General features: G+C 72.2%; 21 protein-coding genes. 10 read left to right on the top strand and 11 right to left on the bottom strand.

Features of this window, described 5'->3' with window-relative positions; genetic code table 11:
- Window positions 1–44: 44 nt before the first annotated feature.
- Window positions 45–389 (bottom strand): histidine triad nucleotide-binding protein, encoded by a 345-nt coding sequence (locus E1289_RS16010; protein ID WP_131980823.1) that lies wholly within the window; start codon window positions 387–389, stop codon window positions 45–47.
- 346 nt (window positions 390–735) lie between these two features.
- Here E1289_RS16010 and E1289_RS16005 point away from each other — a divergent pair, with 346 nt between their 5' ends.
- Window positions 736–1278, top strand: a complete 543-nt coding sequence (locus E1289_RS16005; protein WP_229808129.1) for a SigE family RNA polymerase sigma factor — start codon at window positions 736–738, stop codon at window positions 1276–1278.
- On the top strand, window positions 1275–2000 hold the full coding sequence (locus tag E1289_RS16000; RefSeq protein WP_131980821.1) for a hypothetical protein: 726 nt from the start codon (window positions 1275–1277) through the stop codon (window positions 1998–2000). The genes E1289_RS16005 and E1289_RS16000 overlap by 4 nt, the downstream gene beginning before the upstream one ends.
- 21 nt (window positions 2001–2021) lie before the next feature.
- Here E1289_RS16000 and E1289_RS15995 read toward each other — a convergent pair whose 3' ends face one another.
- From E1289_RS15995 to hrcA, 3 genes are all read right to left on the bottom strand, one after another.
- Window positions 2022–2753, bottom strand: a complete 732-nt coding sequence (locus tag E1289_RS15995) for a 16S rRNA (uracil(1498)-N(3))-methyltransferase (protein ID WP_131980819.1) — start codon at window positions 2751–2753, stop codon at window positions 2022–2024.
- 100 nt (window positions 2754–2853) lie between these two features.
- Complete coding sequence (gene dnaJ / locus E1289_RS15990) at window positions 2854–3987, bottom strand: molecular chaperone DnaJ (protein WP_131980817.1); 1134 nt, start codon at window positions 3985–3987, stop codon at window positions 2854–2856.
- Between the two features lies 1 nt (window position 3988).
- Window positions 3989–5002, bottom strand: coding sequence for a heat-inducible transcriptional repressor HrcA (gene hrcA / locus E1289_RS15985; protein ID WP_131980815.1), 1014 nt, complete (start codon window positions 5000–5002; stop codon window positions 3989–3991).
- Window positions 5003–5252: 250 nt separating this feature from the next.
- Between hrcA and E1289_RS15980 the strand changes: the two genes are divergently transcribed.
- Window positions 5253–6098, top strand: coding sequence for a DUF3097 domain-containing protein (locus tag E1289_RS15980; RefSeq protein WP_243712851.1), 846 nt, complete (start codon window positions 5253–5255; stop codon window positions 6096–6098).
- A 191-nt stretch (window positions 6099–6289) separates the two neighbouring features.
- Here the strand turns inward: E1289_RS15980 and hemW are convergent, their stop codons facing one another.
- Together hemW and E1289_RS15970 are read right to left on the bottom strand one after the other, a co-directional pair.
- The gene (gene hemW, locus E1289_RS15975; RefSeq protein ID WP_131980811.1) at window positions 6290–7498 is read right to left on the bottom strand and encodes a radical SAM family heme chaperone HemW; all 1209 of its coding nucleotides are present in this window, start codon (window positions 7496–7498) and stop codon (window positions 6290–6292) included.
- 38 nt (window positions 7499–7536) lie between these two features.
- On the bottom strand, window positions 7537–7989 hold the full coding sequence (locus E1289_RS15970) for a hypothetical protein (RefSeq protein WP_131980809.1): 453 nt from the start codon (window positions 7987–7989) through the stop codon (window positions 7537–7539).
- Between the two features lie 344 nt (window positions 7990–8333).
- On the opposite strand from E1289_RS15970, the gene E1289_RS15965 reads away from it, so the two are divergent.
- The 3 genes from E1289_RS15965 to E1289_RS15955 all read left to right on the top strand — a co-directional run bounded on the left by E1289_RS15965 (window position 8334) and on the right by E1289_RS15955 (window position 11399).
- Complete coding sequence (locus E1289_RS15965) at window positions 8334–9248, top strand: hypothetical protein (protein ID WP_131980807.1); 915 nt, start codon at window positions 8334–8336, stop codon at window positions 9246–9248.
- A gap of 75 nt (window positions 9249–9323) precedes the next feature.
- The gene (locus tag E1289_RS15960) at window positions 9324–10730 is read left to right on the top strand and encodes a hypothetical protein (RefSeq protein WP_131980805.1); all 1407 of its coding nucleotides are present in this window, start codon (window positions 9324–9326) and stop codon (window positions 10728–10730) included.
- A 144-nt stretch (window positions 10731–10874) separates the two neighbouring features.
- Window positions 10875–11399: a DUF4870 domain-containing protein gene (locus E1289_RS15955; protein WP_131980803.1), complete on the top strand. Its 525-nt coding sequence runs from the start codon at window positions 10875–10877 to the stop codon at window positions 11397–11399.
- 52 nt (window positions 11400–11451) lie between these two features.
- Here the strand turns inward: E1289_RS15955 and lepA are convergent, their stop codons facing one another.
- Window positions 11452–13296: a translation elongation factor 4 gene (lepA, locus tag E1289_RS15950; protein WP_131980801.1), complete on the bottom strand. Its 1845-nt coding sequence runs from the start codon at window positions 13294–13296 to the stop codon at window positions 11452–11454.
- 241 nt (window positions 13297–13537) lie between these two features.
- Here lepA and rpsT point away from each other — a divergent pair, with 241 nt between their 5' ends.
- Entirely contained in the window at window positions 13538–13807 is a 270-nt protein-coding gene (gene rpsT, locus E1289_RS15945) for a 30S ribosomal protein S20 (protein WP_131980799.1), read from the top strand.
- Window positions 13808–13861: 54 nt separating this feature from the next.
- Window positions 13862–14398 carry an RNA 2'-phosphotransferase gene (locus tag E1289_RS15940; protein WP_131980797.1) on the top strand — a complete coding sequence of 179 codons (537 nt, stop codon included), beginning with the start codon at window positions 13862–13864 and terminating at the stop codon, window positions 14396–14398.
- Here the strand turns inward: E1289_RS15940 and E1289_RS15935 are convergent.
- The gene (locus E1289_RS15935) at window positions 14340–14870 is read right to left on the bottom strand and encodes a hypothetical protein (protein ID WP_207928993.1); all 531 of its coding nucleotides are present in this window, start codon (window positions 14868–14870) and stop codon (window positions 14340–14342) included. The two genes, E1289_RS15940 and E1289_RS15935, sit on opposite strands and share 59 nt — an antisense overlap.
- Before the next feature lie 69 nt (window positions 14871–14939).
- Between E1289_RS15935 and E1289_RS15930 the strand changes: the two genes are divergently transcribed.
- Window positions 14940–15860 (top strand): LysR family transcriptional regulator, encoded by a 921-nt coding sequence (locus E1289_RS15930; protein ID WP_131980795.1) that lies wholly within the window; start codon window positions 14940–14942, stop codon window positions 15858–15860.
- The gene (locus E1289_RS15925) at window positions 15800–16219 is read left to right on the top strand and encodes an SRPBCC family protein (protein WP_131980793.1); all 420 of its coding nucleotides are present in this window, start codon (window positions 15800–15802) and stop codon (window positions 16217–16219) included. Before E1289_RS15930 ends, E1289_RS15925 begins: the two co-directional genes overlap by 61 nt.
- A 67-nt stretch (window positions 16220–16286) precedes the next feature.
- Here E1289_RS15925 and holA read toward each other — a convergent pair whose 3' ends face one another.
- The 3 genes from holA to E1289_RS15910 form a co-directional block, all read right to left on the bottom strand.
- The gene (gene holA, locus E1289_RS15920) at window positions 16287–17240 is read right to left on the bottom strand and encodes a DNA polymerase III subunit delta (protein ID WP_131980791.1); all 954 of its coding nucleotides are present in this window, start codon (window positions 17238–17240) and stop codon (window positions 16287–16289) included.
- Window positions 17241–17472: 232 nt separating this feature from the next.
- Entirely contained in the window at window positions 17473–19818 is a 2346-nt protein-coding gene (locus E1289_RS15915) for a ComEC/Rec2 family competence protein (protein ID WP_131980789.1), read from the bottom strand.
- Window positions 19815–20037, bottom strand: a 223-nt coding sequence (locus tag E1289_RS15910) for a ComEA family DNA-binding protein (protein ID WP_131980787.1), incomplete at its 5' end; no start/stop codon positions are given. The genes E1289_RS15915 and E1289_RS15910, both read right to left, overlap by 4 nt.

The following is a 20037-nucleotide window of genomic DNA, read 5'->3' as shown; positions in this document are numbered from 1 at the left end:
GGTTTTCCCGCGGTGCCGGGCACCCGGCACGGCCGGGCGGGACGTCAGCCGGGCGGCCAGCCCAGTCCGCGCCCGCCGAGGACGTGGGCGTGCACGTGGAACACGGTCTGGCCGGCCTGCGCGCCGGTGTTGAACACGAGCCGGTAGCCGTTGTCGGCGATGCCCTCGTCCACCGCGACCTGGCGGGCCTCGCGCACCAGCTCGGCGAGCAGCTCGGCGTCGGCAGCGGCGAGGTCGCCGGCGGTCGCGTGGTGCGCCCGCGGGATCACCAGCACGTGCGTGGGCGCCTGCGGGTTGATGTCGCGGAACGCCACCGTGCCCGCCGACTCCCGGACGACCTTCGCGGGCACGTCCCCGGAAACGATCTTGCAGAACAGGCAGTCGGTCATCCCTCTCCCCTCGCCGGGCGGCCCGTGACCGCCCCGGAATCCTACCGAGACCCGCGCCCTCGTGGCTCGCGGCGGCCCGCCGTCGGTAGGGTTTCGGCGATCGACCTCGCGTAGCGGTCGGCATTCTCACCGCCCACTCGTTAAGGTTGTCAGCTCAAGGCGTACCCCCCGGTTCGCAAGGCATTGCGGCACGCCTGGATCCGGCGGGGCGCGCCTGATCCACGCCGTTCCGACGCGACCGTACGAATGAGCGGCCGGGAACGGCAAAGGCGGCGGACAGGTGACCGAGGCAAACCAGGACATGCCCTTTCGTAAACCCACCGACGAGGGTGCGCGTCCAACTGACGTGACCGAGACCCTCGTGGCCAGGGGCACGGCGGGGGCGGTGGCCGTCGCCTGGGATGCCGATCAGGCGGTGACCGCGCTCTACAGCGCCAACTACCGTTCGCTGGTGCGGCTCGCCGCCATGCTCGTCCGGGACGCGGGGACGGCCGAAGAGGTCGTCCAGGACGCGTTCGTGGCGATGCACGGCGGCTGGCGGCGCCTCCGCGATCCCGACAAGGCCCTGTCGTACCTGCGCCAGTCGGTGGTCAACCGGTCGCGCTCGGTGCTGCGGCACCGCGCCGTCGTGGAGAAGTACGCCCCCAAGGGCCTGCCGGACGCGCCGAGCGCGGAGGCCGGGGCCATCGGGGAGCTGGAGCGGTCGGCGGTCATCGACGCACTGTCCCGGCTGCCCGCCCGCCAGCGGGAGGCGCTCGTCCTCCGCTACTACGCCGACCTGTCCGAAGCGGAGATCGCCAGCGCGATGGGCATCTCCCGCGGTGCCGTGAAGAGTCACACGGCACGCGGCATGACCGCGCTGAGAAACGTCCTGGAGCAATTCTCATGACCACCGACCCCCACGACGAGCACGGCGAGATCCTCCGCCGCGCCCTGCACGCGGAGGCGGACACGGTCAACCCCGCGGGCGACGGACTGGAGCGCATCCGGGCCCGCATAGCCGACAACCCCGGCCGCCGGTTCGGGCTGGGACGCTTCGGACCCGGCGCGTTCGGGCTCGGCGGTCTCGGGTTCGACCGGCTCACCGTCGGCTGGGCGCGTCCCGTGCTCGCCGTCGCCGCCGCGGTCGCGATCGCCGGGCTCGGCGTGACCGCGCCGCAGACCATCGACCTCATCCAGCAGTCCGTGGGCAGCAAGGGCCCGTCGGGCGGCGGGCACGACCACGCCGCCGGCGACCACACCGCCACCGGCGGCGAGCCGCGGTTCCCCGACCCGTCGACGCCCGGCGGCTCCGCGTCCGGCGTCCCGAGCAGCGCGGAGACGCCGAGCTCCAACTCCTCGCCGGGGCTGTCGTCGTGCAGCATCCAGCCGCCCTCCGGCACTCCCACGACCGCCGCGTCGCCCGGCTCGAAGCCGCCGGACGCCCCGGAGTCCGCGCCGTGCCCGAGCGGCAGCCCGTCGCGGCAGCCGACCACGACGCCGAGCCCGCCGACGTCCACGACGCCCGAGCCGGAGCAGCCCACCCAGGCGCCGACGTCGCCCCCGCCGAGCGAGACCTCGCAGGGCGCGGGGCAGGGCGGCGGGGACGCCGGAGCCGCCGCCACCCCCTGAGCAGGCCGGGCCGGGGCGCGGCTACCAGCGGCCGGCCGCCGCCAGCATGACGGCGGCGGCCGCCACTCCCGCCGTCGACGTCCGCAGCACGGTGGGGCCGAGGCGCACCGGGCGCCCGCCCGCCGCGGCGAACCGCTCCAGCTCCTCGGCGGTGATGCCGCCCTCGGGGCCCACCACCAGGACGATCTCGCCGTCCGCGGGGGGTGCCACCGCGCTGAGCGGCGTGCCGGCCTCCTCGTGCAGGACGAGCGCCAGCGACGCGGCGGCGACCCGTTCCGCGGCTCCGGCGGTGGACGCGAGGTCCGCGACCCGGGGCAGGCGGCTCCGCCGGGCCTGCTTGCCGGCCTCGCGGGCGGTGCCGCGCCAGCGTCCGAGGGCCTTCTCGCGGCGTTCGGGCCGCCACTGGGTGACGCAGCGGGCCGCCGACCACGGGACGATCTCGTCCACGCCGACCTCGGTCATCGTCTCGACCGCCAGCTCGCCCCGGTCGCCCTTCGGCAGCGCCTGCACGACGACGATGCGGGGCGACGGCGCCGGGTGCCGGTGCCGGGCCAGCACGTCCAGGGTGAGGGACGTCCGGCCGGCGTCGGTGACGACGCACTCGGCCAGCAGGCCCTCGCCGTCGGTCAGGTCGACGCGCTCCCCCGGTTTCAGCCGCCGCACGGTCGCGGCGTGCCGCCCCTCGGGGCCGTCGAGGACGACGGTGCCGCGCTCCAGCGCGTCCGTCCCGGCGATGAAGACCGGCGGGCTCATGCGCCGTCCCCGGGGGAGTCGGCTTCGCTCATGGGTGTCCCGTACCGCCCTGCTCCGGTTCGCCGCGGCGGCCCTCCTGATAGGCCGCCGCCGCTGTCCTTCAGTGCTGGTTGAAGACGTCCTTGAGGCGCGAGAACATGCCGCGCTGGCCCGGCGCGAACTTGCCGGGCGGGCGCTCCTCGCCGCGCAGCGCGGCCAGCCGCCGCAGCAGTTCCTCCTGCTCCTCGTCGAGCCGGTTCGGCGTCTCCACGTTCACGTGGATCATCAGGTCGCCGCGGCCGGACTCGTTCAGGTGCCGGACGCCCCGGTTGTAGAGCGTGATGACCTGCCCCGACTGCGTGCCGGGCTTGATGTCGATGCTCTCGGCGGCGTCCAGGGTCTCGATGGTGACGCTGGTGCCGAGCGCCGCCGCGGTCATCGGGATCTCGACCGTGCAGTGCAGGTCGTCGCCCTCCCGCTCGAAGATCGGGTGCGGCCGCTCCACGATCTCCAGGAACAGGTCGCCGGGCGGTCCGCCGCCGGGGCCGACCTCGCCCTCGCCGGCGAGCTGGATGTGGATGCCGTTCTCCACCCCGGCCGGGATCTTGACCTTGACGGTGCGCCGGGTGCGGACCCGGCCGTCGCCCGAGCACTCGGTGCACGGGTTGCGGATCACCGAGCCGAACCCGCCGCACGCGGGGCACGGCCGGGCCGTCATGACCTGGCCGAGGAACGAGCGCTGGACCTGCTGCACCTCGCCGCGCCCGTGGCACGTCTCGCACGTGTCGGGGTGGGTGCCGGGCGCGCAGCCCGACCCCTCGCAGTTGGTGCAGGCGACCGCGGTGTCGATGGACAGCTCGCGGGTCGTCCCGAACGCCGTCTCGCTCAGGTCGAGCTCCACCCGCAGCGTCGCGTTGCGGCCGCGCCGCGCCCGCGACCGGGGGCCGCGGGACGTCGCGGTGCCGAAGAACGCGTCCATGATGTCGCTGAACGGGAACCCCGCGCCGCCGAAGCCGCCGGCGCCCGCACCGCCCGCGGACGCGAACGGGTCCGCGCCGAGGTCGTACATCTCGCGCTTCTTGGGGTCGGAGAGCACCTCGTACGCCTGGGTGATCTCTTTGAATTTGTCCTGGGTCTCCGGATCCGGGTTGACGTCCGGGTGGAGTTCCCGCGCGAGCCGGCGGTACGCCTTCTTGACCTCGTCGGGGCTGGCGTCCCGGCGGACGCCCAGGGTCGCGTAGTAGTCGTTGGCCACCTTACGACCCCGCCAGGATCTGTCCCACGTAGCGTGCCACTGCCCGTACCGCTCCCATCGTGCTGGGGTAATCCATGCGTGTCGGCCCGAGCACTCCCAGCCGGGCCAGTGTGAGGTCGCCCACGCCGTAGTCGGCGGCGACGACCGAAGTCGATCGGAGCCCCTCGTCGGGGTTCTCGGTGCCGATCCGCACCGTAACTGTAGAGGAATCGCCGGTCTCGCCGAGCAAGCGCATCAACACGACCTGCTCTTCGAGCGCCACGAGCACCTCCCTCAGGCTCTGCGAGAAGTCCACGGCGGCCAGGTTGGCGGCACCCGCGAAAACGATCTTCTCCTCGTGCTTCTCGACGAGCGTCTCCAGCAGCACCGACAGCACCGCCGCCGCGAGCGGCCGGTCCGACGGGCCGACCTTCTCGGGAACGTCGGCCACCGCCGTCGGCACGTCACTCAGACCGAGCCCGTCCAGGCACGTGTTGAGCAACGCCCGCAGGTGCCCGATCGATTCCTCCGAGACGCTGCCGCTCGTCTCGATGACCCGCTGCTCCACCCGTCCCGTGTTGGTGATCAGGACGAGCAGCAGCCGGCCCTCCGCGACCGGCACCAGTTCCACGTGCCGCACCGACGAGCGGGTCAGCGACGGGTACTGCACCACGGCGACCTGCCGGGTGAGCTGGGCGAGCAGCCGCACCGTCCGGCCGACGACGTCGTCGAGGTCGTAGGCGCCCGACAGGAACGTCTCGATCGCGCGGCGTTCCGCGACCGACAGCGGCTTGATCGTGGACAGCCGGTCGACGAACAGCCGGTAGCCCTTGTCGGTGGGGACGCGCCCCGCACTGGTGTGCGGCTGGGCGATGTACCCCTGCTCCTCGAGGACCGCCATGTCGTTGCGGATCGTGGCTGAGGAAACGCCGAGGTTGTGCCGGTCCACCAGGGCCTTGGAGCCCACGGGCTCGTTGGTGGAGACGTAGTCCTCGACTATGGCGCGCAGGACCGCCAGTTTCCGGTCGTCCAGCACCGTGTCACCTCCTTCATCCCCTGCCATGGGCCCCCGATCGCTCATCACGGCGACCCGGGGGCCGTCCGCACACGCGCTGCTGGCACTCAATACTCCCGAGTGCCAAGTGTACGACCCGGAACGCCGCTCCGGAGTGCCCGTGCCCACCCCCGCACGGCTGCGCGATCCTACCCGTACCGGACGGGGCCGCCACGCCGAGGGACGAGGAACGACACCGCGCGGGCGCTCCGCCGGGTTAATGTGCGGACCCGTGCGGAGTAAGGACTACGGAAACGACGTGCTGGCCGGTGACTGGCGCAGGCCGCGCAAGGGGCAGATCCCGGAAGTCCCGGCCGAGCCCGGCCTGGTCGCCGAGGACCCCGGCAGCGGCTTCTGCGGCGCGGTCGTCACCTGCGACAAGTTCGGCGTCACCCTGGAGGACCGCTTCGGCAAGCGGCGCGTGTTCCCGCTCGCCAAGGCCGGCTTCCTCATCGACGGCAAGCCGGTGACGCTCGTCCGGCCGAGCGCCGCCCCGCGGGGACCGGGCCGGTCCGCGTCCGGCTCCATCGCCGTCCAGGGCCTGCGCGCCCGGGTGGCCAAGGAGAGCCGCATCTACGTGGAGGGCGTCCACGACGCCGAGCTGGTGGAAAAGATCTGGGGCCACGACCTGCGCGTCGAAGGCGTCGTCGTCGAGTACCTCGAAGGCGTCGACGACCTGCCCGCCATCGTCGAGGAGTTCGGCCCGGACGAGCAACGCCGCCTCGGCGTCCTCGTCGACCACCTCGTGGACGGCTCCAAGGAATCCCGGATCGCCGCCCAGGTGTCCTCACCCCACGTGCTGATCACCGGTCACCCGTTCATCGACATCTGGGAAGCCGTCAAGCCCGCGACCGTCGGCATCCGCGCCTGGCCCCGCATCCCCCGAGGCATCCCATGGAAAGAGGGCGTCGTAGCCGAACTCGGCTGGGGCGACAACACGGGCGCCGCCTGGAAACACATCCTGAGCAAGGTGAACAGCTACACGGACCTGGAACCAGCCCTCCTAGGCCGCGTGGAAGAACTAATCGACTTCGTGACTGAGTCTGCCCAGGGGGGCGACCCCCTGGAACCCCCGTGACGCACGGCGAACCGTTTCCCGATCCGCTCCGCGTCTCGTGAAACGGCTCGCCGTGCGGCGGGTCGTGCGGCCTCCGGTCGCAGAGCGACCTCCGGCCGCACGACCCGTGGGGTGATCATGTAGGTAGGCGCGTCGCTGAAAATGCCTTCACGAGCCGGTTGATGCCGCTGTTTGCCGCAGCCGTGCTGGGTTCAGGTCAGGGTGCGGGTTACGGCGTCGGCCAGGAGGCGGCCGCGTCGGGTCAGGACGGCGCGGCCCTGTTCGTAGGGGGCCGGCCGGATCAGACCTTCATCGATGGCCTGGCGGACCTCCTTGTCGTCCAAGAGGTCCGTGGGGCAGCCCTGGGCCAGGCGTAGTTCCAGCATGATGCGCTCGATGCGCCGGTCCTCGTCGTCCAGGACCTCCCGGGCGTGGGCGGGAGTCGTGCCCTCTGCGAGACGGGCGGCGTAGGCGGCGGGGTGTTTGACGTTCCACCAGCGGGTTCCGCCGACGTGGCTGTGCGCGCCCGGGCCGACGCCCCACCAGTCGGCGCCCGTCCAATACAGCATGTTGTGGCGGCACACGGCGTCCGCGCCGGTGGCCCAGTTGGAGATCTCGTACCAGTGCAGGCCGTGCGCGCCGAGCATCGCGTCCGCGATCAGGTACCGGTCGGCCATCGCGTCGTCGTCGGGGGCGGTCAGCTCTCCCCGCCTGACCTGCGCGGCGAGCCGTGTCCCGTCCTCGACGATGAGCGCGTACGCCGACACGTGATCGGGTTCCGTCTCCAGGGCGGCCTCCAGGGACGCCCTCCAGTCGTCGTCGGTCTCCCCTGGCGTCCCGTAGATGAGGTCAAGGTTGATGTGCTCGAACCCGGCCTTGCGCGTCCACTCCACCACCTGCGGGATGCGTCCCGGCGTGTGGCTGCGCTCCAGGACGGCCAGGACGTGCTCGCGCGCGCTCTGCATGCCGTAGGAGACGCGTGTGAAACCGACCTCGCGCAGCCTGGCCACATACGCCTCGTCGACCGACTCTGGGTTGGCCTCCGTTGTCACCTCGGCGTTCGCCGCCAGACCGAACTCGTCCCTGATCGCGTCGAGTACGCGGCCCAGGTCGTCGGCCGGGAGCAGCGTCGGTGTGCCGCCGCCCACGAAGACGGTCTCGACGGGCAGGTCCGCGTCTCCCAGCACCCGCCGCGCCATCCGCACCTCCGCGATGGCGGTGTCGGCGTAGGAGTCACGGTCGGCGCCCGGCCCCAGCTCCGTCGCCGTATAGGTGTTGAAGTCGCAGTACCCGCACCGCGTCACGCAGAACGGCACGTGCACGTAGAACGCGAACGGCCGCGTCCCCAGCCCCTCCCGGGCACGGCCGGGCAACGCACCGTCTACCGGCACGGGATCACCACTGGGAAGCGTCGAGGGCACATTGTGATTTTATGCAGCACCCTTACGCGGTCGGGCCCTCAGGACTCGCTCTTGCTCGCGGTGAGTTTCGTGCGGAGCCAGTCCGGGATGTTCTCCTGGGTGCGGGGGAAGCGGTCAAGGTCCAGCGCGTAGGCGGAGGGCGTCAGGGGCGGGGTGAAGTCCGGTTCGCCGTCGTAGTCGAACTCGGCGCTGAAGTGCCCCGAGCGCTCGATCTGCAGCCGCGCGGTGAACCAGGCGCCCTTGTCGCGGCGGTACATGACGCGGCGGAGCTCGTCCATCTTGCCGACTGCCTGTCCCGGGGGCATGGCCTGGCGGCGCTCGCCGTCCGGGCCCTCGACCTCCAGGGAGGCGCTGTCGATGCCGACCGTGGCGCGGAACTCGAAGTCGAGCCTCTCCCAGCCGGACGGGGCCGCGGAGCGCAGCGCGCGGACGGCGCCGTTCACCGTCTCCCGCTCCTTCGGAGAACGCAGAACCTGCTCGGGGTGGGTCACGCTACCTCCGGGAGGTCGTCAAGGTCGGCCGATCGGAACGGTACCCGTCCGACCGTACCGATATCTGGACCCGGTCCAAGCGCGCAGCCCCCGTGTCGTACGCAATTGATCTCCTCCTTGGCGGTCGTCCACCGGCGTGACGACACCGGCCACCACCGCAACCCCGCGACAACCTCAACGCCTGCGATCGCGTCCGAAGGCAGGTGTCGAGCGAAGCGAGAAACCTGATCGCGCAGCGAGCCCCTGGGCGAGCCGGAGCGATGCAGCGATCGCGCGCAATGCCTGCCGAAGGAGGGCCCCCAGGGCCCGACGCCAAGGGCATTGCAAGCAGTACAGTCATCCGAATGCGGGATGAGGGTGCGGCTGAGGGGGGACGGGCGCCCGCGCGGGTGGTGCTCTGCGGCGAGCCCGACGGGTGGCACTACGTGATCGTGGACGCCGCGGGCGCCGAGCGGCGCCGGACTTTCCCCGTGGCGGGCACGCGCTGGCAGACGGGTGCGGTGTCCGGGCCGGAACCGGCGTGGTGGCGGCGCAGGCTCGCGGAGACGGCGGAGGCGCTGCGCGAGGTGGTCGCGGAGCGGCTGACCGACGCCACGTTCCGGGACCTCGGCGTCGAGGCGGACATCACCTGGTTCGCGGTGGACGAGCCCGTCGCGTGGGAGGGCCTGGTCACGCTGCGGGAGGCCGACCCGGCGCGGTTCCCCGGCCAGGTCGCGCCGTTCGTGGTCGCGCTGGAGCCCGGCCGCGGCGCGCTGCTGCCCGACGCGAGCCTGCTGTTCTCCACGCGCGCCGCGGACGCCTGGAGCACCCTCGCCGCGATCGCCGAGCGCTGCGGCACCCCTCCGCCGGAGTCGTCGCTGCTGTGCGGGTGGGCCGGTCACCGCAGCGTCCGGGTGGGGCGCGGGAGGCTGGCGCTGTCCACCGGCCGGGACGAGGACGGCGTGGAGCGGCTGGCGGAGATCTGCGCGACGCGACCGCCCGGCTGGAGCGGCAATCCCGAACTGCGGCCGCGTTTCGAGAGCGTCGACCTGCTCGACGAGCCCGCCGGGGACGTCGTCGCCCTGCTGCGGGAACTCGGGCACGAGATCGTCCGGCGGGGGCGGACGGCGCGGCTGCCCGCGGCGGGCCTCACCCTCTACGAACCCGACGACGCGGAGGCCGCCACGGAGCGGTTCACCGGGGTGTCCCTCCGGCCGCCGGCCGCGGCGGCGCCGGTGTGGGGGCCGCTCCGGACGCCCGACGCCGCCGACGCCCCGTAGCCCGCACGAACCCGACACCCAGCGGGGATCGCGCCGTCACCGGATCGCGACCCGGCCGGTCTAGCTTCGCCGATCATGAGAAGCCGTGCGCGTCATGCCGTGCTCGCCTTGACCGGTGCCGCCCTCGCCGGCGCTCCGCTCGCCCTCGCCGCGCCGGCCGGTGCCGCCGCGTCCGGCACGGTCATCGTCGACCGCGGCGGTCCCGCCCGGTCGCTGCCGTTCACCGCGGACCGGGACGGCGAGGCCGTGATCTCCTTCGCCGCGTCCGCCCCCGGTGTGTCGTGGGTCCGCGAGGGAGCCGAGTCCGCCGTGGTGTCGATCGCGGTGGACGGACGTCACGTGACCGACCTGGTCGTCCCGTCGTCCGAGCCGGTGGACCGGAGCCTCGGCCTCGGGCACGTCCGGAAGGGCGACCATGAGGTGACGCTGCGGTTCGCCAGGGGCAGCGCCCCCGCGGCCGACCGCGTCAGGCTCGGGGATGCCCGCGTGCGCATGCCGGCGGACGCGCTCGCCCTGCGCCACGCTCCCATCGTCGTCGGCCGGACGGGATGGCCGTTCGGGAACCCGTACCAGAACGCCACAACCGACACCCCGCTGCTCGCCTGGCACGAGACGCGGCCCGCCGCGCCCCCCGGGCACCGGGTCATCGAGTACTCCATGGTGTGGAGCAACGAGGACGGCGGCACGGACACGCCCGCGCTGATGGCCCGCTGGGGCCGCACGACCGACATCGAATGGGTGTACCGCGTCGAGGTGGACGAGTCGGGCGAGCGCGTGGAAGGCACCGCCGTCTACCAGGCGCCGCTGCACCTGACGTTCCAGTTCACGGGCCGCTTCGAGGGCGACCACCCGCTCCTGCAGACCTGCACCGAGAACAACAACATGTGCGACGTCATCTCCCCGGACCCGCCGCTCCGGTTCCTGCTGGACGCCTCCAGGACCCGCCCGCAGGGACGTGCCCGCGAGGCCGTCATGGACCGTGACCCGTGGACGTACCGTGTCGCGGCCCAGGAGATGGTGCGCGAGGGGAAGATCGAACAGCCGTCCGACCCGGCGACGCGCGAGGTCGGCGACCAGCGCACGTACCTGTTCGTCGAGTTCGCCAAGACGACCGGTGCCCCGGCCGCGTGGGGTTCGGCGCCGGGTGTGGCGCTCGGCGTCCGCCTCAAGGCCGACCCGTCGGCGCTGTACCGGTCCGACCACGACCAGCCCACCTGGTCGGTCGAGCGTGACGGCGCCGTCGCCACCACCGTCGAGCTCCCGGAGGGGACGACGATGTCCGACATCGCGTCGATCGAGGCGCTGCGCAGGCCCGTCGGGCTGGGCGACAACGGCGCCCCGGCCACGGTCACCTCCATCAACCGGGGCTTCTTCCTGGACGACTCGTACCTGCCGCAGCTGTCGGCTGTCACGTGGCAGGGCTCGGTGACGCTCACGCGAGCGAACCCGTCGGCCGTCCTCTGGCGTCCCGGGCTCGCCTGACGCGGCCGCCCGTGGCGTGAACCGGCCACGGGCCGAGGAAAGCGGGAACTTCCGCGAACTCCGGGTGCGTCCAAGGAGTCATACACTTCGCCAATAGGTCGCACAGCGAACGTGCAGAGCGAACTTAGGAGAGGACGTCCCGCCATGGCCTACGGGCCTCCCCCGTCGCCCGGCCACGGGCAGCCCCAGCAGGCCCCGTGGCAGCAGCCCGGAAACCTCTGGCAGCAACCGCAGCAGCCCCACCAGGCACCGCAGCAGCCCCAGCAGCCGCCCGGCCCGGCCTGGCAGCAGCCGCAGCAGGGCGGGGGCACCGTCCAGATGCCCGGCAACTACGGCCCAGTCTCGGACGACGAGAAGACGTGGTCGCTCATGGCGTACGTGGGCCAGTTCCTCATCGGGGCGATCGCACCCGCCATCGTCTACGTCGGAAAGGCACGCTCACCGTTCGTGCGCCGGCACGCCGTGCAGGGCCTCAACATGGGCATCGCGGCCATCGCGGTGTGGTTCGTGGCCGGCCTGCTCTCCCTGGCCGTCGAGGTGCTCATCTGGGTGCCGATGCTCTTCACGGCGGCCGTGATGTTCTTCCTCGTGTTCGCGGCCCGTGCCGCCAACCGCGGCGAGTTCCGCCGCGTGCCGCCCGCCGTGGCCTGGCCGCTGCTGAAGAAGTAGGACCGCTCGTTGCAGGAGCCCCTGCCTCGGCAGGGGCTCGCCGAGCCGACTCCTACTTGCGTCCCTTGTCGGTGGACTCGCCGCCACCCGTGGACAGCGCCGCGACGAAGGCCTCCTGCGGGACGTCCACCCGCCCGATGGTCTTCATCCGCTTCTTGCCTTCCTTCTGCCGCTCCAGCAGCTTCCGCTTACGGGAGATGTCGCCGCCGTAGCACTTGGCGAGGACGTCCTTGCGGATGGCGCGGATGTTCTCCCGGGCGATGATCCGGGCGCCGATCGCCGCCTGGATCGGCACCTCGTACTGCTGCCGCGGGATGAGCTCCTTGAGCTTGGACGTCATCATCAGCCCGTACTCGCGCGACTTCTCCTTGTGGACGATCTGGCTGAACGCGTCCACCGACTCGCCCTGCAGCAGGATGTCGACCTTCACGAGGTCGGACTCCTGCTCCCCGCTGGGCTCGTAGTCCAGCGACGCGTACCCGCGGGTGCGCGACTTCAGCTGGTCGAAGAAGTCGAAGATGATCTCGGCGAGCGGGAGCGTGTAGCGGATCTCGACGCGGTCCTCGGACAGGTAGTCCATGCCGAGCAGCACGCCGCGGCGGCCCTGGCACAGCTCCATGATCGCGCCGATGTGCTCGGCCGGGCTCAGCAGCGTCGCCCGCACCACCGGCTCGTACACCGTGGCGATCTTGCCCTCGGGGAACTCGCTGGGGTTGGTGACGGTGTGCTCCGTCCCGTCCTCCATCACGACGCGGTACACGACGTTCGGGGCGGTCGAGATCAGCGAGAGGGCGAACTCGCGCTCCAGCCGCTCGCGGACGATCTCCATGTGCAGCAGCCCGAGGAAGCCGCAGCGGAAACCGAACCCGAGCGCCGCCGAGGTCTCCGGCTCGTAGACCAGCGCGGCGTCGTTCAGCTGCAGCTTGTCGAGCGCGTCGCGCAGCTCGGGGTACTGGTCGCCGTCCACCGGGTAGAGGCCGGAGAACACCATCGGCTTCGGGTCGCGGTAGCCGCCGAGCGGCTCGGGCGCCTGCCGCGACGCGCCGGTCACCGTGTCGCCGACCCGCGCCTGCCGGACGTCCTTCACCCCGGTGATCAGGTAGCCGACCTCTCCGACGCCGAGGCCCTGCACCGGCTTCGGCTCGGGGGAGATGACGCCGACCTCCAGGGTCTCGTGCGCCGCCCCCGTCGACATCATCATGCTCTTCTCGCGCCGCGACAGCCGCCCGTCGATGATCCGCACGTAGGTGACCACGCCGCGGTAGGTGTCGTACACCGAGTCGAAGATCAGCGCGCGGGCGGGACCGTCGGGGTCGCCGACCGGCGCCGGCACGTCCCGCACGATCTTGTCGAGCAGCTCGCGGACGCCCTCGCCGGTCTTGCCCGACACCCGCAGCACGTCCGACGGCTCGCAGCCGATGATCCCGGCCAGCTCCTCGGCGTACTTCTCCGGCTGCGCCGCCGGAAGGTCGATCTTGTTGAGGACGGGGATCAGGTGCAGGTCCGCCTCAAGCGCGAGATACAGGTTGGCGAGCGTCTGCGCCTCGATGCCCTGCGCCGCGTCCACCAGCAGGACCGCGCCCTCGCACGCCGCGAGCGACCGGGACACCTCGTAGGAGAAGTCGACGTGCCCCGGGGTGTCGATCAGGTTGAGCACGTGGTCGACGCCGGCGGACGTGTAGGGCAGCCGGACGGCCTGGCTCTTGATCGTGATGCCGCGCTCGCGCTCGATGTCCATGCGGTCGAGGTACTGGGCGCGCATCTGGCGCTCCTCGACCACGCCGGTCAGCTGAAGCATCCGGTCCGCGAGGGTCGACTTGCCATGGTCGATGTGCGCGATGATGCAGAAGTTGCGGATGATCGCGGGATCGGTCTTGTCAGGCTCGGGCGCTGCCACCGGGGTCCGTTCGAAAACTCACTGGATGGACAAGGACATGTGTACGTCCCATGGTCCCATGCCACGCGCGATGCTCTGTGCACGGTTCGGTTTGGGCACGGCCCCGGTGATTGGTAGGCTGTGCGACTGCGTGTGGCGTAGCGTCGTGCCCCGGGGGCACCGTCCGCCCCCCGTTCAGACCTTTCGTCAGAGCCTGCCGTCGCGCAGGCGAGGATCGCGATCAAGCTGAGGCACTGCAGACGTGGCTAACATCAAGTCCCAGATCAAGCGCAACAGGCAGAACGAGAAGGCCCGCGTGCGCAACAAGGCCGTCAAGTCCGAGCTGAAGACGGCGATCCGCAAGTTCCGCGAGGCCGCCGACTCCGGCAACGTGGACGACGCCGTGGCCGCGCAGCGGCACGCCGCGCGCAAGCTGGACAAGGCCGTCAGCAAGGGCGTCATCCACAAGAACCAGGCCGCCAACCGCAAGTCGGCGATCGCCAAGCGCGCCGCCGCGCTCCAGGCCGAGTAAGCACCACCACGCACGGGGCCGGCCGGGTCGTCGCGCCGGCCCCGGCGCATGTCCATGGACGAGCGGCGCGCGGTGAAGATCTCCAAGTATCTCGCCAGGCATCTGCGGCACCGCCCCGAACGGATCGGCCTCACCCTCGACCACGGAGGCTGGGCCGACGTCACCGAACTGCTCGCGGCCTGCGCCGCCCACGGGTTCCCGCTCACCCGCGCCGAACTCGAGCACGTCGTCGCGGTCAACGACAAGCAGCGCTACGTCCTCGACGGGGACCGGATCCGCGCCGCCCAGGGCCACTCGATCCAGGTCGACCTGGGCCTGCCTCCCGCGTCCCCGCCAGAGCTCCTCTACCACGGCACCGTGAGCCGCTCCGTGGCGGCGATCCTGCGTGACGGGCTGCTGCCCATGGGGCGGCACGCCGTGCATCTCTCCCCCGACCGCGAGACGGCCCGCCGCGTCGGCGCCCGCCGCGGCGAACCGGTCATCCTCGTCGTCGAGGCCGGGCGGATGGCCGCCGGCGGGCACGAGTTCCGCGTCAGCGAGAACGGGGTGTGGCTGACCGGCCGCGTTCCGCCGGAATATCTTCGCGAATGACCTCGGCGGCCGCCGCCCAGTCCGGGACGTGCCGCACCCACCCGGGCCCTTTCGCCGACCCGAACAGGTACCGGTGAGGGACGACGTCCCGGATGGCCGCGTGCACGTCGATCCGGTCGTCGATCATGTGGGTGATCCCGAGTTCCCGGCAGTGCCGCGCCTTCTCCGCCCGCTGCCGGCAGAACCGGACGTTCTCCCTCGGCAGGCCGGTCCGCGTATAGAAGTCGTGGTGGTCGAGCCAGGCCAGCGTCCGCCGCCGAATCCGGTCGCCGCACTTGGAGATGATCCAGGCCCGCCCACCGAACACCTCGATCAGCCCCGGCAGCACGTCGTACACGCCCTCGGTCGCCGGTGAGGCGAGCGCCTCCTCGAAGCTCCCGTCGAGGAACACGGTGTCCTCGGGCCCGGACGCCAGCAGCCCTCCGTGGATGACCCGGCCGAAGTCGACGCCGAGCCGCGGTTCGATGTTCATGCCCCAACTGTCGAACCAGCAGCCCTAAAACAGAACTATCAATGTCCCCACTGGCTATAGTCACTGCCTATGGAGCTGAGTCGCCTCTCGACGGACGCGCTCGCCTCCTTCGCCGTCTTCGCCGACCACCTCAATTTCACGCGCGCCGCCGAAGAGTTGCACATCTCGCAGCCCGCGCTCCACGTCAAGGTGCAGAAACTCGCCGAGACCCTCGGCCGCCCCCTCTACACCAGGCACGGCCGCCGCCTCGCCCTCACCCCCACCGGCGTCGAGGTCGCCCGCTTCGCCCGCGACCTCGACGGCCGCGTGGCGGCGTTCCTCGCCGGCGTCCACGGCACCGCGCCCACCCGTGTCCCGGCACTCGCCGCCGGCGAAGGCGCCTACCTCTACCTGCTGGGCGACGTCGTCCGCCCCGGCATCCGCCTGATCAACGGCGACCGCGCCCGCACCCTCGCCGCCGTCCGCACCGGCCGCGCCGACCTCGGTGTCTCGGTTCTGGACGTCATGCCCGCCGACGTCGACGCCGTCCCCCTGGCCACCTACCCGCAGGTCCTCGTCATGCCGGACGACCACCCCCTCGCCGAGCGACCGGACCTCATCCTCACCGACCTCGCGGGCGCCTCCCTGGTCGCCCCGCCGCCCACCGGCCCGCACCGCATCGCCCTCGAACGCGCGCTCCGCGCCGCCGGCGTCCCGTGGTCACTCGCCGTCGAGGCCGAGGGCTGGCCCCTCACCCTGCACTTCGTCTCCCTCGGCATCGGCCTCGCCATAGTGAACGGCTGCGTGACCCCTCCCCCCGGCCTCGTCACCCGCGAGATCATCGACCTGCCCGCCGTCCCCTACCACGCCCTCCACCTCCCGTCCCGCGCCGACGACCCCTTGGTCACCGGCCTCCTGGCCGAAATCCGCACCGCACTGGAGAAAAGACAATGCACGTCGAAACCACCGTCGACATCAACGCCACTCCCGAAGCCGTCTGGAAACTCCTGATCGACGTGGAACGCTGGCCGGAGATGACCGCCTCCATAGACCGCGTCGAACTCCTGGACAAGCCCATCGCCCTCTCCGCCCGCGCCCGCGTCCACCAGCCCAAACTGCCCGCCGCCGTCTGGACGGTCACCGCTTTCGAGGAGAACAGGACCTTCACCTGGGAGTCCCGCTCCCCCGGCGTGACCACCGTCGGCGCCCACGAGCTCGTGACCACCCCCGACGGAACGGTCACCCTCCACCTGACCCTCGACCAGAAAGGCCCCCTGGCCCCCCTGTTCGCGATCCTGACGGGCCGCCTGACCCGCCGCTACGTCACCATGGAAGCCACCGGCCTGAAAACCAAAGCCGAAACCGCCTGACCCCTGCCAAAGAAGCCACCCCCGCCCCCGAACGGACTGCGCCCCGGCGCGCGGCGCGAGCGGGTGGTCAGCCGCGGGCGGCGACTATTTCGGCGACCGTTTTCTCCAGGGCGTAGGCGGGGTCGGCCGAGCCGCCCTTGACCTGTTCGTCGGCCTTGGCAACGGCCGTTAGGGCCTGTGCGACGCCGTCCGCCGACCACGCGCGCAACTGCTTCTGCACGCGGTCGATCTTCCACGGTGGCATGCCGAGGTCCTTCGCCAGGGCGGCGCCGCGCGCACCGCGCGGCGCGCCACCGACCTTCGCCAGGCCCCGCACGCCCTGCGCGAGCGCGCTGACGATCAGCACCGGCGGCACGCCCGTCGCGAGTGCCCAGCGGAGCTGCTCCAGTGCCTCGGCGAGCCGTCCCTCGATCGCCTTGTCCGCCACCGTGAACCCGCTCACCTCGGCACGGCCCCGGTAGTACCGCGCCACCGCGGCGTCGTCGATCTTCCCCCCGGTGTCGGCGACGAGCTGGCTGCAGGCGCCCGCGAGTTCCCGCAGGTCGTTGCCGACGGCCTCGATCAGCCCGCGCGCACCGTCCGCCGAGATCTTCCCGCCCGCCCGGCGGACCTCGGCCCGGACGAAGTCGACCCGCTCCCCCATCTTGGTGACCTTCGGGCACACGATCTTGCGCGCCTTGAGCTTCGTCAGCCCGTCCACCAGCGCCTTGCCCTTGGCGCCGCCATGGTGGACGGCGATCAGCACCACATCGTCCGCGGGCTGCCTGGCGTAGGTGAGCACCTCGGCCGTCAGGTCCTTCCCCAGGTCCTGCGCCGCCCGCAGCACGAGCACCTTCCCGCCACCGAACAGCGAGGGCGACGTCAACTCCGAGATCCGCCCGGGCTCCAGGCCACCCGGCCCAAGGTCGATCACCTCGGCCTCCGGGTCGCCCGCCCTGACAGCGGCGGCGACATCACCGATGGCCCGCTCCACGAGCAGCTCTTCGTCTCCGACGATCAGGATGTTGGGCTCGACCGACACCCCAGCAGCATGCCACGCCCGACCACCCGCCCGCGCCCCGAGAACGCCACCGCCACTTTCACGAAGGCGCCACGGCGAGCCCCGAGGGTTTTCGGGCGGTGCGACGAGCGCCGCCTCGCCGGTAGGCGTGACGGGCGCTGCCGCTCATGGCCACCGGCATGCCCATCGGCCCCTCCTAGGCGTGCGGGCGCGGGCGGTGCGGTGGGTTCGCTCTTGATCGGGTGGCTCCGGGTCAGTGGCGGGGGACTACGGCTATGCCGGTCCTGGTGCGGGTTATGGCTATGTCTCCTTCCTGGTCGGTGCGGTGGATCCGGGTGCCGAGCCGTTGGAGGAGTCTGACGGTCGCCGGGGACGGGTGGCCGTAGTCGTTGCCCTCGCCTACGGAGATCAGGGAGACGGAGGAGCGGGCGGCGGCCAGGAAACCCGGGTCCTGGCCGCGGGCACCGTGGTGGGGGACTTTGAGGACCTGGACGTGGGGGACGGTCGTCACCAGGGCGCGTTGTGCCTCCTCTTCGATGTCGCCTGCCAGGAGGGCGCTGAAGCCGGGGCTGCGGGCCACGACCACCACGCTGGCGTTGTTGATCGTCGTGCCGCCGTCCGCGGGTGTGAGGGCTGGGCCGGTTCGTGGGGCGAGCACCGAGAGGGTCAGGCCGCCGATGCGCCATTGCTGGCCTGCCCGGGCGTGGTGAGCGCGGACGCCGGGGGCGAGGCGCGCCTCCCGGCCGGAAGTGCGGGAGGTCGTCAGGATCGCGTGGACCTGCCGGCCGTTCCTGACGCCGGACGTGCCGTTGATGTGGTCGGCGTGAGGGTGGGTCAGCACGAGGAGGGGGACGTCCTTCACAGCAAGGCGGCGGAGACATCGGTCTACCAGTGCGGGGTCTGGGCCGGTGTCGACGACGACGGCCTGGGCGGGTGCGGTGGAAAGGACCAGTGCATCGCCTTGACCCACGTCGCAGGCGACCATCTGCCAGCCGGGCGGCGGCCAGCCAGGAGCCGTCACGCGCATGGCGATGACCGCCGCCATGATCCCGGTCATCACGGCGGCGGCGAGCAGGCGCAGGGGGCGGCTGCGCAGGATCAGGAGGGCGATTCCGGCTGCGAGCAGCAGCGTCATGGCACCCAGGCCACCGCCCGTCCACGGGATCGTGGCGTAGGGCAGTGCGGCGGCGGTGCGGGCCACCCGGATGATCCAGCCGACCGCCAGGCCCGCGGGCCACACGATGCCCTGCGCCAGGGGAAGGGAGAAGAGGGCGGTGACGGCACCGAGTGCGCCGAGGAGGGTCGCGGGGGCGACGGCGGGAGCGGCCAGCAGGTTCGCGAACACCGCGACGACGCCTATCTCTCCCGAAAGCATCACCAGGACCGGAGAGACGGCGACCTGGGCGGCGGCCGCGACGGCCAGGGCGTCGGCGAGGGGGCCGGGCAGCCGGCGGGCGAGCCGCTCCCGCCAGCGTGGCGCCAGGACGAGCAGGCCGGCGGTCGCCAGGACCGACAGCGTGAACCCGTAGGAGCGCGCCAGGGCGGGATCGATCAACACGAGGAGCAGCACGGCCGCGGCGAGAGCGGGGATTCCCTGCCGTTGCCGCCCGGTGACCAGCGCAAGGAGGCCGATGAGGCCCATGACGGTCGCCCGCAGGACGCTCGGTTCCGGCCGCGCGACCAGGACGAACGCGAGCACCGCGACAACGGCGACGGGCGGTGCGCGCCGGCGTCCGAGACCGAGGAGACGGCACAGGCCGAGGACGGCTCCGATGACGATCGCGAGGTTCGCTCCGGACACGACCATCAGGTGGGTGAGCCCGGCGGCGCGGAACTCCTCGGCCAGCGCCGGATCGAGCCCGGAGGTGTCCCCGACGACCATGCCGGGCAGGACGCCGCGCTGATCGGGCGGGAGACGCGCCACCGCGGCCCGCAGCCGCGCCCGCACATGCTCGGCCGCGCGCTGCATCCGCGACGGCGGCCCGAGCACGGTGGGCGGACCACGGACGATCACCACCGCGGCGAGCAGGTCGGCGCCCTCGGGAAGCACGAACCTGCCGTGGAGCCGCACCCGCTGGCTGGGCACCATGCGCAGCCAGCGGGTATCGTCCGCGATCAGCAGCACGGGCACGCGGACCTCCGCCCGAGGGACCACTTCCGCCCGGCCCCGGAGGATGATCAACGGCCGGCCCTTTCCCGGTTTCGCCCGGGGATCGCCCGTGACGACCACCTCTGCGGTCGCGAACCGCCCCTCCCCGGCAAGGTCGCGCACCGGCCCGGTACCGACCGCCGTGGCCCGCAGCGCAACACCGGCAGCGGACGCGGCCGCGCACACGAGCACCACCCCGACCAACCTCCGCCGCGCGCCCGTCACCCCCTGCCGTCCACCCAAGCGCCCCGACGGCGCACCGGCCTCCGGCTCAAGGACCCGCGAGAGGCGTCCCTTCCGCGCGACTCCCCCGCCCGCGGCTAGGAGGTAGAGGGCTGTGAGGGTCGTGGTGGCGGCGATCGCGTAGGTGACGGGTGGAGGGAGGGCGATGGTCACGGCTGCGGCCAGCCAGGTCGCCAGGGCCGGGGCCAGCAGGCGCAGGTCGGTCATACGCGGACCAGGGCCTTCAGGTCGGCGTAGCGGCGGGCGCCTATGCCGCTGACGTCCTGGAGTTGCTCGACGGAGCGGAAACCGCCCTGCTCGGTGCGGTAGTCGAGGATGCGTTGGGCGAGGACGGGCCCCACACCGGGGAGGTCGTCGAGCTGGTCGAGGGTGGCCGTGTTGAGGTTCAGGGGGGCGTCGGGGGCGCTGGATGCCGCGGGGCCAGGC

It is taken from the genome of Actinomadura sp. 6K520 (assembly GCF_004349245.1).
Classification (GTDB): Bacteria; Actinomycetota; Actinomycetes; order Streptosporangiales; family Streptosporangiaceae; genus Spirillospora.
The sequence above is the reverse complement of the archived record's forward strand: the minus strand, read 5'-3'. Positions and strand labels throughout refer to the sequence as shown.

Excerpts from the sequence above, each read along its gene's own strand:
- E1289_RS15935 (WP_207928993.1), bottom strand. The coding sequence starts at position 14,870 with ATGAACATCGAACCGCGGCTCGGCGTCGACTTCGGCCGGGTCATCCAC.
- E1289_RS15995 (WP_131980819.1), bottom strand. The coding sequence starts at position 2,753 with ATGAGCCCGCCGGTCTTCATCGCCGGGACGGACGCGCTGGAGCGCGGC.
- E1289_RS15925 (WP_131980793.1), top strand. The coding sequence starts at position 15,800 with ATGCACGTCGAAACCACCGTCGACATCAACGCCACTCCCGAAGCCGTC.
- E1289_RS15960 (WP_131980805.1), top strand. The coding sequence starts at position 9,324 with ATGAGAAGCCGTGCGCGTCATGCCGTGCTCGCCTTGACCGGTGCCGCC.
- E1289_RS16010 (WP_131980823.1), bottom strand. The coding sequence starts at position 389 with ATGACCGACTGCCTGTTCTGCAAGATCGTTTCCGGGGACGTGCCCGCG.
- E1289_RS15930 (WP_131980795.1), top strand. The coding sequence starts at position 14,940 with ATGGAGCTGAGTCGCCTCTCGACGGACGCGCTCGCCTCCTTCGCCGTC.
- E1289_RS15915 (WP_131980789.1), bottom strand. The coding sequence starts at position 19,818 with ATGACCGACCTGCGCCTGCTGGCCCCGGCCCTGGCGACCTGGCTGGCC.
- E1289_RS16000 (WP_131980821.1), top strand. The coding sequence starts at position 1,275 with ATGACCACCGACCCCCACGACGAGCACGGCGAGATCCTCCGCCGCGCC.
- E1289_RS15965 (WP_131980807.1), top strand. The coding sequence starts at position 8,334 with ATGCGGGATGAGGGTGCGGCTGAGGGGGGACGGGCGCCCGCGCGGGTG.
- E1289_RS15955 (WP_131980803.1), top strand. The coding sequence starts at position 10,875 with ATGGCCTACGGGCCTCCCCCGTCGCCCGGCCACGGGCAGCCCCAGCAG.
- E1289_RS15940 (WP_131980797.1), top strand. The coding sequence starts at position 13,862 with ATGGACGAGCGGCGCGCGGTGAAGATCTCCAAGTATCTCGCCAGGCAT.